The sequence below is a fragment of the Devriesea agamarum genome, from assembly GCF_900070355.1.
In the GTDB taxonomy this organism is placed as follows: domain Bacteria; phylum Actinomycetota; class Actinomycetes; order Actinomycetales; family Dermabacteraceae; genus Devriesea; species Devriesea agamarum.
On sequence record NZ_LN849456.1, the window covers coordinates 1,669,255 to 1,683,661 of the forward strand.

General features: G+C 62.9%; 16 protein-coding genes. 5 read left to right on the forward strand and 11 right to left on the reverse strand.

Annotated elements, in window-relative coordinates:
- Nucleotides 1-14: 14 nt before the first annotated feature.
- From BN1724_RS07260 to BN1724_RS07275, 4 genes are read right to left on the reverse strand one after another with little or no spacing between them, the layout of a single operon-like run.
- Nucleotides 15-983, reverse strand: a complete 969-nt coding sequence (locus BN1724_RS07260; RefSeq protein WP_058234822.1) for a hypothetical protein — start codon at nt 981-983, stop codon at nt 15-17.
- The gene (locus tag BN1724_RS07265) at nt 980-2,227 is read right to left on the reverse strand and encodes a pseudouridine synthase (protein ID WP_084252855.1); all 1,248 of its coding nucleotides are present in this window, start codon (nt 2,225-2,227) and stop codon (nt 980-982) included. Before BN1724_RS07265 ends, BN1724_RS07260 begins: the two co-directional genes overlap by 4 nt.
- Nucleotides 2,200-3,546, reverse strand: a complete 1,347-nt coding sequence (locus tag BN1724_RS07270; RefSeq protein WP_058234824.1) for a threonine/serine exporter family protein — start codon at nt 3,544-3,546, stop codon at nt 2,200-2,202. The genes BN1724_RS07265 and BN1724_RS07270 overlap by 28 nt, the downstream gene beginning before the upstream one ends.
- A 2-nt stretch (nt 3,547-3,548) precedes the next feature.
- Nucleotides 3,549-4,211, reverse strand: coding sequence for a hypothetical protein (locus BN1724_RS07275; RefSeq protein ID WP_058234825.1), 663 nt, complete (start codon nt 4,209-4,211; stop codon nt 3,549-3,551).
- Nucleotides 4,212-4,322: 111 nt separating this feature from the next.
- Here BN1724_RS07275 and aroD point away from each other — a divergent pair, with 111 nt between their 5' ends.
- Entirely contained in the window at nt 4,323-5,141 is an 819-nt protein-coding gene (aroD, locus tag BN1724_RS07280) for a type I 3-dehydroquinate dehydratase (protein ID WP_058234826.1), read from the forward strand.
- A 133-nt stretch (nt 5,142-5,274) separates the two neighbouring features.
- Here the strand turns inward: aroD and groL are convergent, their stop codons facing one another.
- Nucleotides 5,275-6,885: a chaperonin GroEL gene (gene groL, locus BN1724_RS07285; RefSeq protein ID WP_058234827.1), complete on the reverse strand. Its 1,611-nt coding sequence runs from the start codon at nt 6,883-6,885 to the stop codon at nt 5,275-5,277.
- A gap of 3 nt (nt 6,886-6,888) precedes the next feature.
- Complete coding sequence (groES, locus tag BN1724_RS07290) at nt 6,889-7,185, reverse strand: co-chaperone GroES (RefSeq protein WP_058234828.1); 297 nt, start codon at nt 7,183-7,185, stop codon at nt 6,889-6,891.
- A 467-nt stretch (nt 7,186-7,652) separates the two neighbouring features.
- Here groES and BN1724_RS07295 point away from each other — a divergent pair, with 467 nt between their 5' ends.
- Nucleotides 7,653-7,835, forward strand: coding sequence for a hypothetical protein (locus tag BN1724_RS07295; protein ID WP_058234829.1), 183 nt, complete (start codon nt 7,653-7,655; stop codon nt 7,833-7,835).
- 194 nt (nt 7,836-8,029) lie between these two features.
- Here the strand turns inward: BN1724_RS07295 and BN1724_RS07300 are convergent, their stop codons facing one another.
- From BN1724_RS07300 to BN1724_RS07315, 4 genes are read right to left on the reverse strand one after another with little or no spacing between them, the layout of a single operon-like run.
- The gene (locus BN1724_RS07300; RefSeq protein WP_407919298.1) at nt 8,030-8,662 is read right to left on the reverse strand and encodes a molybdenum cofactor biosynthesis protein MoaE; all 633 of its coding nucleotides are present in this window, start codon (nt 8,660-8,662) and stop codon (nt 8,030-8,032) included.
- The gene (locus tag BN1724_RS07305) at nt 8,662-9,153 is read right to left on the reverse strand and encodes a MogA/MoaB family molybdenum cofactor biosynthesis protein (protein WP_058234830.1); all 492 of its coding nucleotides are present in this window, start codon (nt 9,151-9,153) and stop codon (nt 8,662-8,664) included. Before BN1724_RS07305 ends, BN1724_RS07300 begins: the two co-directional genes overlap by 1 nt.
- Complete coding sequence (gene moaC, locus BN1724_RS07310) at nt 9,150-9,683, reverse strand: cyclic pyranopterin monophosphate synthase MoaC (RefSeq protein ID WP_058234831.1); 534 nt, start codon at nt 9,681-9,683, stop codon at nt 9,150-9,152. Before moaC ends, BN1724_RS07305 begins: the two co-directional genes overlap by 4 nt.
- On the reverse strand, nt 9,680-11,050 hold the full coding sequence (locus BN1724_RS07315; protein ID WP_067635254.1) for a molybdopterin molybdotransferase MoeA: 1,371 nt from the start codon (nt 11,048-11,050) through the stop codon (nt 9,680-9,682). The genes moaC and BN1724_RS07315 overlap by 4 nt, the downstream gene beginning before the upstream one ends.
- A 342-nt stretch (nt 11,051-11,392) precedes the next feature.
- Here BN1724_RS07315 and moaA point away from each other — a divergent pair, with 342 nt between their 5' ends.
- The 3 genes from moaA (at nt 11,393) to BN1724_RS07330 (ending at nt 13,585) form a co-directional block, all read left to right on the forward strand.
- Nucleotides 11,393-12,529: a GTP 3',8-cyclase MoaA gene (gene moaA / locus BN1724_RS07320; protein ID WP_084252856.1), complete on the forward strand. Its 1,137-nt coding sequence runs from the start codon at nt 11,393-11,395 to the stop codon at nt 12,527-12,529.
- A 77-nt stretch (nt 12,530-12,606) separates the two neighbouring features.
- Nucleotides 12,607-12,864, forward strand: coding sequence for a MoaD/ThiS family protein (locus BN1724_RS07325; protein WP_058234832.1), 258 nt, complete (start codon nt 12,607-12,609; stop codon nt 12,862-12,864).
- Between the two features lie 187 nt (nt 12,865-13,051).
- A complete protein-coding gene (locus tag BN1724_RS07330; protein ID WP_058234833.1) occupies nt 13,052-13,585 on the forward strand; it encodes a DUF2938 domain-containing protein in 534 nt (177 codons plus the stop codon).
- On the opposite strand, the gene BN1724_RS07335 is transcribed toward BN1724_RS07330, so the two are convergent.
- Nucleotides 13,548-14,126, reverse strand: coding sequence for a helix-turn-helix domain-containing protein (locus BN1724_RS07335; RefSeq protein WP_058234834.1), 579 nt, complete (start codon nt 14,124-14,126; stop codon nt 13,548-13,550). The two genes, BN1724_RS07330 and BN1724_RS07335, sit on opposite strands and share 38 nt — an antisense overlap.
- Between the last annotated feature and the right edge of the window lie 281 nt (nt 14,127-14,407).

Below are 14,407 nucleotides of genomic sequence, written 5' to 3' on the forward strand. Positions count from 1 at the left end.
CGATGCTACCGGCGTCAGGCGTCCTCGCGAGCACGGGTACGGATGGATGATCTCTCACCGCGTCGCCACGCATCGAAGTCGGCTTGAAATAACGCCGCATCACTCTCATATTCGGGAAGCCACGGCATCCCCGCCTGCCGGGCACCTTCGTATCGTCCCCAGCATCGAAGCTGGGCGAGATCGCGGGCCAGAATGTCTCTGCGCGCTGGCGAGATCGGCTGACCCGCCATGCGTTGTAACATCCGCAGTCCGTTCCACGAGGCGTCATCCCAGCCGATATGGGGCACCGCCCAGGTGGTGCTGTTCTGCATAGCACACGCCACAGTCGCCGATGCCAGGTAGCCGCGGGGGAGATTCTCGGGGGTCGGGGTGGCCTCGCGGTGCGATGGGGCGGGAACGGAGGTTGGGTCGGAATATGGCGGATGGGCATCGGGGGCGCACAGAGTAACAATTGCGCTCCCCCGTGCTCGGGCATCGGCGTCCGCACAGATCACATCCTGGGCGGACACAACCTCCTCGTTCCCGCGGGGGAACTTGGTTCGGATGAGTCCGCGTAGCTGGATGCACCCGGTCGCGGGGTCAAGCACAATCACGCGGTGCCTTGCGCCCATGGTGAGCAGGACGATGATCGCAAAGAAAACCCAGATAGCTATCCAGGCCGCGATCATCTGCCACCAGGGGTTCTCGAAGGGCCCTCCCAATACGCCCGGAACCCAGACCCAGCCCTCGACCATCCCGATGCGGCGCAGCAGCTCCCACACGCTAGAGACGGGCGGGGCTAAGAGCAGAGCAAGGGTGCTCACCCCGATCAGGAGGGCTGGAGCGACGCGCGCAATGAATGACGGCCCCACGAGGACGTGGCCTTGGCGGGTGCGGCGTAGACGGGCTGCTCCATCAGCGGCCTCAACATCGCGGGTCGAGCTAGCGCCTGCCGATACGTCAGCTGAGGCGCGCACCTCGTGGGGCTGGGATTCGGGGTTCACTGGTCGTCTTCCGGCCAGGCGGCGAGCCGACGACGGCTAGTGAAGTGGTGGTCAATGCCGGTGATGGGGTCGGTAAAGGCCAGAGCCCTGGCGAGCAGCTGCAACGGATAAGAATGATCAACACTTATCGACACCTCTTTGTCGAGAGTCGCACAACCATCGCCCGCGCGAGCATCACCATCGTCTGCGCGAGCGCCACCAGCCCCGAGAGCATCGGCAGACCGGTCAGCATCAGGGGTCTCAACAGGCCCGTCCACCCGGCGATGATCAAGCGCAGGGCTGGCCTCCCCATATAGCGGGTCAGCAAGGATGGGCCAGCCGATGCTCGCAAGGTGAACCCGCAGCTGGTGGGTCTTCCCTGTATGCGGGAACAGCTCAACCAAACCGAGCACCGGATCCGATCCGTCCGGGCTACTAGAGCGGGTCATATCCAGGAGGGTGTAGTCGGTGCGGGCGTTGACCTCACCGGGCACGATGCTGGTTCTCAGGTCTCCACGGGGCTTGACCAGACGATTTGCTATCACCCCACGTGTTCCCAGCACGCCGCCAGCACCCACCGCCCCACATGTATCCGGCGCCCCTTGGATGTCCGCCACTCCGCGTAGGCGCAACCCCTCGCAGCCGGCCTCGTCGTCGGGAAGCGCAACGACGGCGCGGTAGGTTTTCGTGACCTCCCCGCGTGCAAACAGAGTCTGATAGATGCCACGATCCTCTGGGCGTTTACCGAACACCAGCACCCCGGCGGTGCCAAGGTCGAGCCGATGCAACGGCACCAGATCCATGTTCTGATGAGCGCGCCGGAGCCTGACCAGCACGGAACTGAGCACATGGCGTCCGCGCGGCATGGTCGCCATGCCATGGGGTTTGTCGATAACAAGCAGGTGATCGTCCTCGTACAGCACGGGCAACGGCTGATCGGGCACCTCTTCGGGGGCGAGTTCCCGGTAAAACGCAAGCATCAGACCGGGAACGCAGTGATCGGTCGGCATGACGGGCACGCCATCCCAGCGCAGCACCTCACCGTGACGCATGCGCTGGTCTAGGTCAGTCACCCCCGGCGATGCTAGGGGCGGGAAGCGTTGCAGAAGATAGTCGCGGATCGTCAGCCCAGTTGGGACATCGCGCGGCAAACACACCTGGATCGGGTGCAGTCCGTCCCGGGCAGGTAAGGGGCAGGCGTCGCGGCGTGCGCGTCGAGTCCGGCTGCGCCCCCGGCTCATACCGGGTTTTCGTGACGGCGCCATGCAGGCGAGGTGGCCAGGTGTGCCAGGGCGAGACCGAGAGCTGCTGCCAACACCACTTGAACGGCGTCAAATCCGAGCACCAAGGCTTGGGTGACACCCGAGTCTGCGCCACTGGACAGCATGGAATACGCCTTGTACATGGTGAAACCGGGGATCATGATGACCACCGCTGGTACCGAAATCGACATGCGCGGAACATGCACGGTGCGCGCGACCACCCACGACGCAATACCGATCAGCACGGTCGCAAAAAGCGTGGCAAGTTGCAGCGGCATACCATTTTCGGAGAGCGCATAGCGCAGGGAGTTAGCGACGAGAGAAATAGACGACGCGATGATGGCGATCTTCCACGGAGAATTAAAGATCACCGCGAAACCGAACACCCCGACGAAGGTCGCGACCGCTCGCAACGGTAGCTCCCACACAAAGGGAAGCATCAGCCCAGGAGAACCGTGTCCGGCCACTCCTGCCGCCTCAGCCACCACCCAGATGCTTGCAGCCCCCGCCAGGACGATCATGACCGAATAGGCCAGACGTGCAATTCCAGCGCTGAAGTCCTGGCGCACCATATCCAGCACGCCGGTGATCATCGGAAAACCGGGGACGAGGAAGAGCACCGCAGCGAGGTATCCCGACTCATGACCTGGTCCGATCCATCCGAGCGCAGTCGGGACCCCGACCGCCAGCAGGTACACAATGCTAGTGATCAGACCGGCCAGGATGGTGATGAGCACATGGTTCCACACCCGTCGTTGGAGCGTTTTCCGGAACGCTTGGCCGATGGTCGCGGCAATAAAGACACCTATCATCTCGACTGGGCCGCCGTGGTTTAGGAAGGAGAATCCGGTGCAGGCCACGCCAGCGGCGAGCGCGTTCACGAGCCGCGACCACTGCGGTGGTCTGCTTTTGATGTCGTCGAGTTGCCGATAGATTTCGGCGGCGCGCACCCCGTCGGGCAGGGTTTCCACCATGCGCTGCGTGGACCATTGCACGGCGACATCGACCCCGGAGTGCGAGGGCTGGGTGATGCGGGTGCGGTAACGACCGTCGAGGGTGGCGGTCGCGGTGATGTCGGTAAAGGTCACGATGGAGTGGAATGAGTCCAGTCCGAGCGCGTGCGCGGTGCGGGCCATCGCCCATTTCACCCGATAGGACGCCATGCCTGCCCCGAGCAGCGTCGCCCCGACTGCGGCGGAGGCTTCGGACCGCACGGTCAGCGAATCCGCTAGGGCGGGTACAGGGTGGGTGGTCGTGGGGACAGCAGAGCGGGTGCTCGTGGGGGCAACAGCACGGCCCGCTGTCTCGGGTTTGTCAGTCACGTTCACACTCCCCAAATTTCAAAGGTCACCACGTATTGCGCGATGTAGACCGCGATGAGGACAAGCATCGCCAGACGCGGATGACGTTCCACCAGGGTGAGAGCTCCGGGGACGGTCCGGTTCATGTCGCGAGGGGTGATGGATGAGATGTCTTCGCACCTCACTCCGTGCGCCTGCGCTTGCCTACGCACCTCCGCTTGAGCGTTTTGCCCAAAGAATCGGCTGGATAGGTTGGCGTAGCGTCTGGTTCCCGCTCCCATCACGATCACAGATTCGTAGGACGCGTCTTCTGGTGTCATAAGTTCGGCGGGGCTGAGGCTTCGGCTGAGGTCGCGGATAAACCAGATTGTCGAGATGTCTTTCCAGGCGACGGTGGCGCTGCTGACGATGCCTCGAACCCGCAGTCCGGTATTGCTGACGCAGAGCCGAGCTGCCATGGTACGCACTACGAACACGATGGCGATCAGTGCGAAGAGGATCCATAGCGCTGCGGGCAGCGTGAACAGGAGATCATGAAAGAGCCGTGGGTCCTCCCATAGCTTTTGCCCCACAAAGCTGACGATCACCATGAATTCGAGGATCACCACGAAAACTATGGCGGCGACGACTGCGCCGATCTTCGCGGCATACGGGGGACGGAAGGTGCGTTCTGCTTCCTGCCTCATCACCCGATTCTCCTTGAGTCGTAACCTTTGCTCATCCACAACCATCCTAGGATCTGACCGGCCCGGTTCCCGGTAGCATTCCGAGGGTCCGCACCGTATAGAGGAGCTTCTATGCAGGCATCCCGTCATGTTCCGCTAGTTCCCACTTCGGGGGGACGACCTGCGGTTATCGTCTCTCTGACCGGGGTGGATCCTGCGATTTTGCGCTGTCAGGCGCGCGCGGCGTCCGCGGCGCCATGTGACATAGTCGAATGGCGGGTGGATCTGCTCCGCAACCCCGACGATCTCGTCCCCTGTACCCCCACCGATCTCACTCGTGTCCCTCACGACGATCCCGTCGAGCCCATAACGGCACCGCCTGGACTGCTGGAGTTGGGCCATGAGCTGCGCGCTCTGATCGCCCCGAAGCCGCTTCTACTCACGGTGCGTACGCGAACCGAAGGCGGGGCGGCAGATCTAGATACCGTGGCCTATGCCCAGACGGTGGTTTCACTGCTGCCCGCCGCCGATGCGGTCGATATAGAGCTGAATCGCGGGGAACAGGCCGCACAAATGATTCTCAAGGAAGCGGTGGCGAACGGCGTGTTTTCTATCGCCTCGTTCCACGACTTTGGTGGCACACCGTCGCGCGCACGGCTGCACGCGGTGTTTTCGAGGATGCATACCTTGGGTGTAGATGCATGGAAAGTGGCAGTGACCCCGGGCGATGCGAATGACGTGCTGCGCATGCTCACGGTGTGCCGCGAGGTGACCGTGCAGAATCCGAAAGTTCCGGTGATCGCGATTTCGATGGGCTCGCTAGGTGTGGTGACCCGCATTGCCGGGCATGTGTTCGGCAGTGCCGCCACATTTGCCGCATTGGGTGATGCCGCGAGCGCCCCGGGGCAGCTGGACGCGGATCGTCTCTGTGAGGCATTGGATTTGTTCTGACCAGCCCTTAGCGGAAGCGCGCCACACCACCATTCACAACAACCGCGCCCTACCAAATCTCCATATGGCAATGCCCCGGCCACCATAGGGTGACCGGGGCATTGCGCCTACGGGCGTGAAGCGCCGGGGCCGATCAGTGCGCGTGGCCGGGGGCGGCCGGCGCGGCTTCTTCCTCGGGCTTGTCGACGACCAGCGTCTCGGTGGTGAGCACCAGCGCGGCGATGGAGGACGCGTTGCGCAGAGCGGAACGAGTCACCTTCACCGGGTCGATGATGCCCTCAGCGAGCAGATCGACGTAGTCGCCGGTGGCGGCGTTCAGACCGTGACCGGGCTGAGCTTCCTTCACCTTTTCGACCACGACGTAACCCTCGTGGCCGGCGTTTTCGGCGATCCAGCGCAGCGGCTCAACCAGGGCCTTGGCCACGGCGCGCACACCGACGGCCTGGTCGCCACTGGTTCCGAGGTCGCCGTCCAGCGCTTTGACGGCCTGCACCAGGGCAGAGCCACCGCCGGACACGATGCCCTCTTCGATGGCGGCGCGGGTTGCAGAGACCGCGTCCTCGATGCGCATCTTCTTTTCTTTGAGCTCGACCTCGGTGTGGGCGCCCACCTTGATGACGGACACGCCGCCTGCGAGCTTGGCGAGGCGCTCCTGGAGCTTCTCACGGTCCCAGTCGGAGTCGGTGCGCTCAATTTCGGCGCGGATCTGTGCGACGCGATCGGCCACAGCTTCGTCGTCACCAGCGCCACCCACGATAGTGGTGGTCTCCTTGGTGATCACGACGCGGTGGGCGGTGCCGAGCACCTCCAGGCCGACGGACTTCAGGTCGAGGCCGATATCCGAGCTGACCACCTGTGCGCCGGTGAGGATCGCGATGTCCTGCATCATCGCCTTGCGGCGGTCGCCGAAAGCCGGAGCTTTCACAGCAGCGCCCTTGAAGGTGCCGCGGATACGGTTAAGGACCAGGGTGGACAGAGCCTCGCCCTCGACATCCTCAGCGATGATGAACAGCGGTTTGCCAGTGTCGATAGCCTTTTCCAGGACTGGCAGCAGATCAGCCAAAGCGGAGATCTTGCCCTGATTGATCAGGATGTTGGCATTCTCCAGAACGACTTCCTGCCGGTCTGCATCGGTGACGAAGTGGGGCGAGATGAAGCCCTTGTCGAACTGCATGCCCTCGGTGAAGTCGAGCTCCATCGCGGTGGTGGAGGACTCCTCCACCGTGATCACGCCGTCCTTGCCAACCTTGTCGAAGGCTTCGGCGATGAGCTCGCCGATTTCGCGGTCCTGGCTGGAGATCGCAGCAACGTTCGCGATCTGCTCTTTGCCCTCGACGTCCTTCGCCAGCTCGGAGAGCTTCTGGGAGACGGCCTCAACGGCCTCTTCCATGCCACGCTTGAGAGCGGAGGGGGCGGCGCCGGAAGCGACGTTACGCATGCCTTCGTGCACGAGTGCCTGGGCCAGAACGGTCGCGGTGGTGGTGCCGTCACCAGCGACATCGTTGGTCTTGGTGGCAACCTCTTTGGCTAGCTGAGCGCCGAGGTTCTCGAATGGGTCCTCGAGCTCAACTTCGCGCGCAATGGTCACGCCGTCGTTGGTGATGGTCGGCGCGCCCCACTTTTTGTCGAGCACCACGTTGCGGCCCTTGGGGCCGAGGGTGACCTTCACGGTGTTGGCGAGCTTGTCCACACCGCGCTCAAGGGCGCGACGGGCGTCCTCGTCGTAGATGATTTCTTTAGCCATGGATCAGCCCTGGACGATCGCGAGGATGTCGCGGGAGCCGAGGATCAGCAGCTCTTCGTTGCCGTACTTCACCTCGGTGCCGCCGTACTTGCTGAAGATGACCTTGTCGCCGACCTTGACGTCCATGGGGACGCGCTCGCCCTTGTCGTCGAAACGTCCGTCACCGACGGCGATGACCTCGCCCTCCTGCGGCTTCTCCTTGGCAGTGTCCGGGATAACCAGGCCGGAGGCCGTGGTGCGCTCCGCCTCCAGCGGGCGAACAACGACGCGGTCCTCGAGGGGCTTGATGGAGACCGACATGCGACCTCTCCTTCGTGACTCGGTGAAACGATGTCTTGATGTCTTTGTGTCTTGTAGACAAAAGAGGTGGACGAAACGGGTGCTTCGTCGAGGAGTCCTTACGTGGTCGTCGTCGCGGTGCCAACCCCGAAGACTCCGGGTCGTTGGCACTCTCACCGTGAGACTGCCAACGCAATCCAATCTAAAGCCAGATTGGCACTCGCGCAAGGTGAGTGCTAACTATCCCCGCTTCAACCGCTACCCAATCGCTACCCGATTGCTCGCGACTGATGCGCCACAGATCACGACTGGAGGGCAATACGTCCCGCTGTGACGCACCTCCCCCCAAAAAATCTCACGATATGGAATGTCGCGTCTTATTCACGAGCGCATACCGGTCACGAAACCATAGCGTTAATACCGAGACGCACCGGCGATCCCGGGCCTCACCAGCACTAACCGACCATCACTAGGAGTGACCCTTCATCATGATGCTCAAGACCAACAAGAAGCATGCGAACCGCCGGGAGCTGCGCCTGCTCGACGTTCTGCGCCGCCGTTCCAGCCGTCCCGTTGCTGGCCCGACCGACGGACAAACCGGCACCACGTACTCGCACCTCCTGAACGCGCGCTCCGGCCAACCCATCGGAAGCTTTTCCATCCCCCGCTGAGGCCACCTAAGCCGTTTCAGTCCGTACCCCAAGCCAACTCAGACGACCTACAAGCCCACTCAAACGGACTAACAGCCATGCGGGCTTGTAGCACTGACTAGCTGCATCCAACCAAAGCTGCCGACCGACGCCCCGCCAAGAACGTCCGAGCCGTCCAGACACCTCCTACACGACAGCTCGTACGAGACACCTCCTTATTCGAGAGCACCAACCCATTCGCTTGAGCCATCCGTAAACGCCTGCTCCTTCCATATGGGCAGGCGTTTTTTCACGGTATCAACGAGGTCATCGCATGCAATAAACGCCAGTTTGCGATGGGCGGCAGCCACCGCGCAGGCGAGCGCCGTCTCCCCCACACTCAGCGTGCCCACCCGGTGCGCCAGTGCCAAGATCACTCCTGGGTAGCGTGTAGCTACCTCCCGGGCCACCTCTTCGATGACCTCCTGGGCGCTCGGGTGCGCGCTATAGACCAGACGCACCACACCGCGTCCCTCATCGTGGTCGCGCACAGCACCGTCGAAGGTGACCACGGCACCGCACCGCGGATCAATCACCATACTCGCCATCCGCATGGTGGAAATCTCGTCGGTGGTGACCTGTGTGTACCGGATTCTCTCCGCGATATCTCCGAACGCAGGATCACCCGGATGCCCAAGCACTGCCACATCCGTCATCTGTGTACCACTGCGGTCGGCGTGATTCTTCTCGGCCGTAGCATCTTGATCTGTATCGCGGTCGTGCTCGGCCACACCATTCTCCCGCCCGGCAAGGCCTTTATTCTCCCGCCCGACATGGCCTTTCTCGCTCACATGGTCGTGCTGGGTCATCAGTGCCCTCCCCCTCGGAACTGGTCGTACACATGCGCCAGAATCGGCTCCAGCACACTGATTCCATCGCGGACACCGCCTCGCGACCCGGGCAGGTTCACCACCAGGGTGCGCCCCGCAGTACCAGCAATGCCTCGGCTCAAAATAGCAGCCGGAGTCTTACTCGCCCCGAGGGCTCGAATAGCCTCGGGGATTCCGGGAAGCTGCCTGTCTAGAAACGGCAGGGTCTGTTCCGGGGTGACATCAGAGGGTGAGATCCCCGTTCCGCCGGAGGTGATGAGCAGATCGACCTGTTCATCCAGGCCCGTCTTCACCGCCTCGCCGACGGCGGGACCATCTGGAACCACCACGGGCGCAGGCACACGGTAGCCGAGTTCGCTGAGCCACGCCGTGAGAATGGGACCGGTTCGGTCCTCGTATGTACCATCGGCGGCACGGGTCGACGCAATCACGACCAGCGCCCGACGGCTATCTCCGCCCTCGACATTCACGACGTCTCCTCCAGCGACCAGTCCCCGCTTTTGCCCCCGGACTTGGCAAGCACCTCGATATCGGTGATCCGCGCGTGCTTATCGACGGCCTTAATCATGTCGTAGAGGGTGAGCGCCGCCGTGCTGACCGCTGTCAGCGCTTCCATTTCCACACCGGTGCGCGAGCTGGTGCGCACAGTCGCTCGAATCTCCACCTGGTCACCGTCCGGGGCGAAGTCCACCGTGATGGCGCCAAGTGGCAGTGGATGGCACAGCGGAATCAGATCGCTAGTGCGCTTGGCCCCCAAAATCCCTGCGATCCGAGCGACCGGCAGAGCCTCCCCCTTAGGCAAGTCGCCGTCAGCGATCCTCTGCACAACATCCGTCCTGGTCAGGAGTCGGGCCCGGGCTGTGGCTTGGCGCGAGGTCACGGCTTTGGCGGTCACATCGACCATGTGCGCCGACCCATCGCCCCGGACGTGACTCAAACCTCCGCTGCCCGCCGGTTTAGTCACGGGCGTCTCATCTGGACGCGGAATTGTTGACGTCATCCCAGAATCCTTACATCGACCTCGTCGCCGTCGCGCAGAATAGTCACGTCGGCGGGAACCCGGATTAAACAGTTTGAATCAGCAAAAGCACCGAGCAAGTGCGATGAGGGGCCTCCGACCAGGGACACCCCATCCCCAGCGACCCGGGCACGCCGCCACTGCACCAAACCCTCCGGTGAGGTCACCGTCCCCTCGGGAAGTCGCAGCGGTAGCCGGGCAAGAACCCGGCCAGAAGTTCCGCCGCGCAGGGCCGGTCGGACGAACAGTTCGACGCTGAGCAGGGCCGAGACCGGGTTACCCGGAAGAGCGATCCACGGAATCTGAGCTGCCCCGAGCGTCACCGTGCCGAGCCCCTGGGGACCGCCCGGTTGCATTCCGACCCGGGTGAAGGTGAGGTCGATAGCAGGCTTACCCGGGAGCTGTGCCGCTTGCTTCACCACTTCAAACGCCCCGGCGCTCACGCCACCCGAGCTCACCACCAGGTCAATCATGCCGGTGTAGGTGCCGATCAGTTCGCGCAAAGCCATCGGGTCATCGCTGACCACTTCGCTTGCGATCACTTCGGCGCCCATATCTTCCAGCATTGCCCTGATCCCGGTGGTGTTCGCATCGAACGCCAAACCGTCAGTGCGCAGAGCACCCGGGGCGACGAGTTCGGTGCCGGTGGACAGCACGAGCACTCGCCGTGGCCTGACCACTTCGACTTCGCTGATCCCGCAGGAGGCCAGCAGAGCTAACCGAGAGGGGGTGAGCCGGTCCCCGGCAGCGACCAAGTTCGCACCCGCGTGTGTGTCTGAACCGCGACGGCGAACATAGAGGCCTGCCAGCGGTTTATTCATCATCTCGACGGGGATGCGCAGCTCCACCCGGTCAGCTGCCTCGTGTGAAAACCGTCCGAGTGCTGAGCATTCGACGGGAATGACGCAGTCGGCACCGTGCGGCATGGCGGCACCGGTCATAATGGGCGCGGCGTGCCCGGGGGGAAGATCGACAGGCGGTGCCCCAGCTGGGGTCATGCTCGCCAGCGGAAGATCAATCCGATAGGCCGTGGCGTCAGAGGTCAGCACCCCGCGCGCACTCGACGAATCTTGGGTCACCATGCCGTTGTCGAGCAGCGTCGGCAGATCCTCCGCGCGCACCGCGTAGCCGTCCATGGCGGAGTTATCCACACCAGGCACGTCGACCGACGAGGTGATTTCATCCCACGCGCAGCGACCGAGCGCTGCGCTCAGGGGCAGAGTCAATGGCTCTCGTGAGGATGCGAGCAGGGCCCGCACTCGATCCGCATAGGTGTCGATATCCTCTCGTGCGGTGTCCGCTGGCACGCCTTGGCGCGCAGACGAATGGCGCGCAGTCGAGTGGTGCATAGTTAAACCTCACAGACGTCGGGGAACCGAGCGGCGGATGAGCGGGTAACACTTCCCATCATGGCACTTTCGTCGCGCCATGATCATCACAGCAAGTGGTGCCGTTACCGCCTCCATGAGCAGCGGCGTGGTGCTCCCGTTGCCTGACATGACGGCTATCCAGGTGATCAGTGCCTTGATCGTCACAGTGAGTAAGGAACAGATCAGACCTTTTCACTGCCCATCAGGATCGACGTGAGGATGCTCATCTCTCCGCGACCGCGCGCCTCGCTATGCTGGGGAGGCATCGCACAACGAGGGCGAGCCGACAGCAACCACCATGAAGAACCGTGAGGAGGTCGGATGCCCCGCAAGCGTGTCGAGCTGGGAATGCCGCGCATGTCGCGCAGCGTTGACCCGGTCACTATACCCGGACGGTCTTTGCCGCATGACGGCACTGGCGATGAGCGCACCCGCCCTGCGTCATCGGGTCTTGTCGATACGTATGGGCGCACCGCTACCGATCTGCGGGTTTCGCTGACGGACTTCTGCAATTTGCGTTGCACTTACTGCATGCCAGCTCAGGGGTTAGATTTTCTGCGCAAAAACCAGTTGATGAGCACTGATGAAATCGTTCGGCTCGTCGATATTGCGGTTCATCATCTCGGCGTTCAGCAGGTGCGGTTTACCGGCGGGGAACCGCTCACTCGACCTGAACTACCCGAGATCCTCTCGGCGGTTGCGTCGCTATCGCCGCGTCCTGATCTATCGCTGACCACAAATGCGATTGGTTTGGATACCCGCGCCGAGGCGCTGCGCCAGGCGGGGCTCAACCGGGTCAATGTGTCGCTGGATTCCGTGGTGTCCGAAACTTTCGAGCGTCTGACCCGCCGTCCGCTGCTGCACCGGGTTCTGGATGGGATCGACGGGGCGCTGGCTGCGGGGCTTACGCCGCTGAAGGTGAATGCGGTCCTCATGCCGGGAATCAACGATCATGAAGCCGCTGATCTTCTGGCGTGGTGCCTCGACCGCGGTCTGCAACTGCGCTTTATTGAGCAGATGCCTTTAGACGCGGGGCATACTTGGCAGCGGCGTCAGATTGTGACGGCGTCCGATGTGCTGGACCTGCTGTCGCAGCGTTTTACCCTCACTGCCCATTCAGCTCCACGCAATGGCTCACCCGCGGAACTGTTCGATGTCCGGCAGGCAGGTAGCTCGACGAGTGATCCGGTGCTGGGGCAGGTTGGCGTGATTGCCTCTGTGACCCGTCCGTTCTGCGGCGATTGCCGACGCACCCGGCTCACTGCCGAAGGCCGCGTGCGCACCTGCTTGTTTGCGCGCGAGGAAACAGATCTGCTTACCTCGCTGCGGTCCGGGGCTAGCGACACGGAGATCGCTGATCTGTGGCGCCTCGCTCACTGGGGCAAACAGGCTGGTCACGGTATGAATCGTGAGGACTTCGTGCAGCCTGAGCGGCCAATGAGCGCAATTGGCGGGTAACCCGCCGTGCACCGCATCCCTCTTCGTACCGCACCCGCCGTCATGGCGTCCGTCGAGACAGACCCAAGGAGCCTCCCATGCCCGCTGTAAACCTCCGCTTTTTCGCTGCCGCCGCCGCGACGATGCGCACCGACGAACTATCCGTTGACGCCTGCACACTCGGCGACGCCTTATCGGCGGCCAAGGCTCACGGCGAGGCGAACGGTGACTCCACCGCCGCCACGGTGATTGACCGGTCTAGCTACCTGCTTAACCGCGTCTCGTGCGCTGACCTGACCACTGGACTCTCCAACGGGGACCAGATCGACGTTTTGCCGCCTTTTGCGGGTGGGTGAGTGCGCCCACGCGCGAGGTTGGCATGGGTTGGCATCACTTCGCTAGGCCCCATGTCGATCAAGCCCCGCATCACCGCACGATCCGTCTGTCACCCCAGGACATATTTGCCGATTCGGCAAACCTGATTGCCAATCCGGTTTCCTCCTAGCGACGGTAGGTTCCCACTACCAAAACTAGGAGCACAGCATGCGACTTTCACAGGGTCAGATCTGCCAGGCGATCATCGTGGGGGTCGGAGCGACCGCCGTTATGGACGCAACGGCTGAGGTACTTCGACGCACCCGCGGGACTCGTTCCCTGGACTATGCACTGGTAGGGCGATGGCTCGGCCACATGAAGCGCGGCCAATTCCGCCACGACTCCATCAGCGCAGCGCAACCCGTCCCCCACGAACGCGCCCTCGGATGGAGTGCCCACTACGGGATTGGCGCGAGTTTCGCGGTGACCATGGCCGCAATCAAACCTCAGCTGCTCGACCGGCCCAAGCTGCTTCCAGCAGTCACGATGGGTCTCGCCACACTAGCGGCACCGTGGTTCCTCATGCAGCCAGCCTTCGGATTCGGTGTGGCCGCCTCGAAGACACCAAACCCCGCCCAAGCTCGTCTCGGGAGCATCCGCGCACACGGAGCCTACGGAGTAGGACTGTGGCTGTCCGGAATCGCGTGCACGCGGGCTCACCGCCTCATCTCGACCCCATCCCCTCACCGTCGGGCCCTATGAGGTGCATTCGCTGGCCTTGCAAACCGAGCAGACTTAAGACTTCCACGGGAGCGGAGCCAGTGCTTCCAAACCAGTGCGGGGTGCGGGTGTCGAATTCCGCCGCTTGCCCAGGACTCAGAACCTGGTCATAGTCGCCGACAATCAGTCTGAGGTCCCCAGACAGCACATACAGCCACTCATAGCCTTCATGACGGCACAGGTGTGGCGTGTTCCTCGTCGTCGGAAAAACCATCTTCACGGCCTGCTGAGGCCCGGGCACATGGGTTAGAGGGATGACCGTTATTCCGTTGCGCCGCACCGGGCGTGGGTGCACCCGAGGATCTCCAACTGCGGGTGCACCCACAAGATCATCTAGCGGCACTCCATAGACCCGAGATAACGGCAGGAGTAGCTCCAGGGTTGGCTTGCGCCCACCAGATTCCAGCCGCGACAGCGTCGAGACTGAGATCCCCGTGGTCCGGGCGAGCTCGTCCAAGGTGATGCCGCGCGCGTGCCGAACGCTGCGCAGACGCCGCCCAACTTCTCCGATCAGATCACCCAAAACTCTCCTCCGTCACCCATCCACAGGCATGATGCCTATCACTTAGCTGCCCCTAAGTCGGCTAACAAACCTCCCACAGCGCGGTCCTAAGCCCGACATGGCCCACAGCCGGGACCTTAGACCTCAATAAATCCCCTGGTCGAAGCTAAAAAAAGCTAGCTTATACCACAGTCAAGTCCCTCCCCGTCTTTCAGCTCGCTTTAATAAACCCGGGTGGACCCTGAAAAGATCACCGTGTCCGGTCGCAGAACCCCTCCTCCGGACTGTCGCGGTCCCGCGAC

Coding starts and splice junctions, on each gene's coding strand:
- BN1724_RS07315 (WP_067635254.1), bottom strand. CDS start 11,050: ATGCACCACTCGACTGCGCGCCATTCGTCTGCGCGCCAAGGCGTGCCA.
- BN1724_RS07300 (WP_407919298.1), bottom strand. CDS start 8,662: ATGACCCAGCACGACCATGTGAGCGAGAAAGGCCATGTCGGGCGGGAG.
- BN1724_RS07325 (WP_058234832.1), top strand. CDS start 12,607: ATGCCCGCTGTAAACCTCCGCTTTTTCGCTGCCGCCGCCGCGACGATG.
- moaA (WP_084252856.1), top strand. CDS start 11,393: ATGCCCCGCAAGCGTGTCGAGCTGGGAATGCCGCGCATGTCGCGCAGC.
- BN1724_RS07265 (WP_084252855.1), bottom strand. CDS start 2,227: ATGGCGCCGTCACGAAAACCCGGTATGAGCCGGGGGCGCAGCCGGACT.
- BN1724_RS07275 (WP_058234825.1), bottom strand. CDS start 4,211: ATGAGGCAGGAAGCAGAACGCACCTTCCGTCCCCCGTATGCCGCGAAG.
- groES (WP_058234828.1), bottom strand. CDS start 7,185: ATGTCGGTCTCCATCAAGCCCCTCGAGGACCGCGTCGTTGTTCGCCCG.
- groL (WP_058234827.1), bottom strand. CDS start 6,885: ATGGCTAAAGAAATCATCTACGACGAGGACGCCCGTCGCGCCCTTGAG.
- moaC (WP_058234831.1), bottom strand. CDS start 9,683: ATGACGTCAACAATTCCGCGTCCAGATGAGACGCCCGTGACTAAACCG.
- aroD (WP_058234826.1), top strand. CDS start 4,323: ATGCAGGCATCCCGTCATGTTCCGCTAGTTCCCACTTCGGGGGGACGA.
- BN1724_RS07295 (WP_058234829.1), top strand. CDS start 7,653: ATGATGCTCAAGACCAACAAGAAGCATGCGAACCGCCGGGAGCTGCGC.
- BN1724_RS07330 (WP_058234833.1), top strand. CDS start 13,052: ATGCGACTTTCACAGGGTCAGATCTGCCAGGCGATCATCGTGGGGGTC.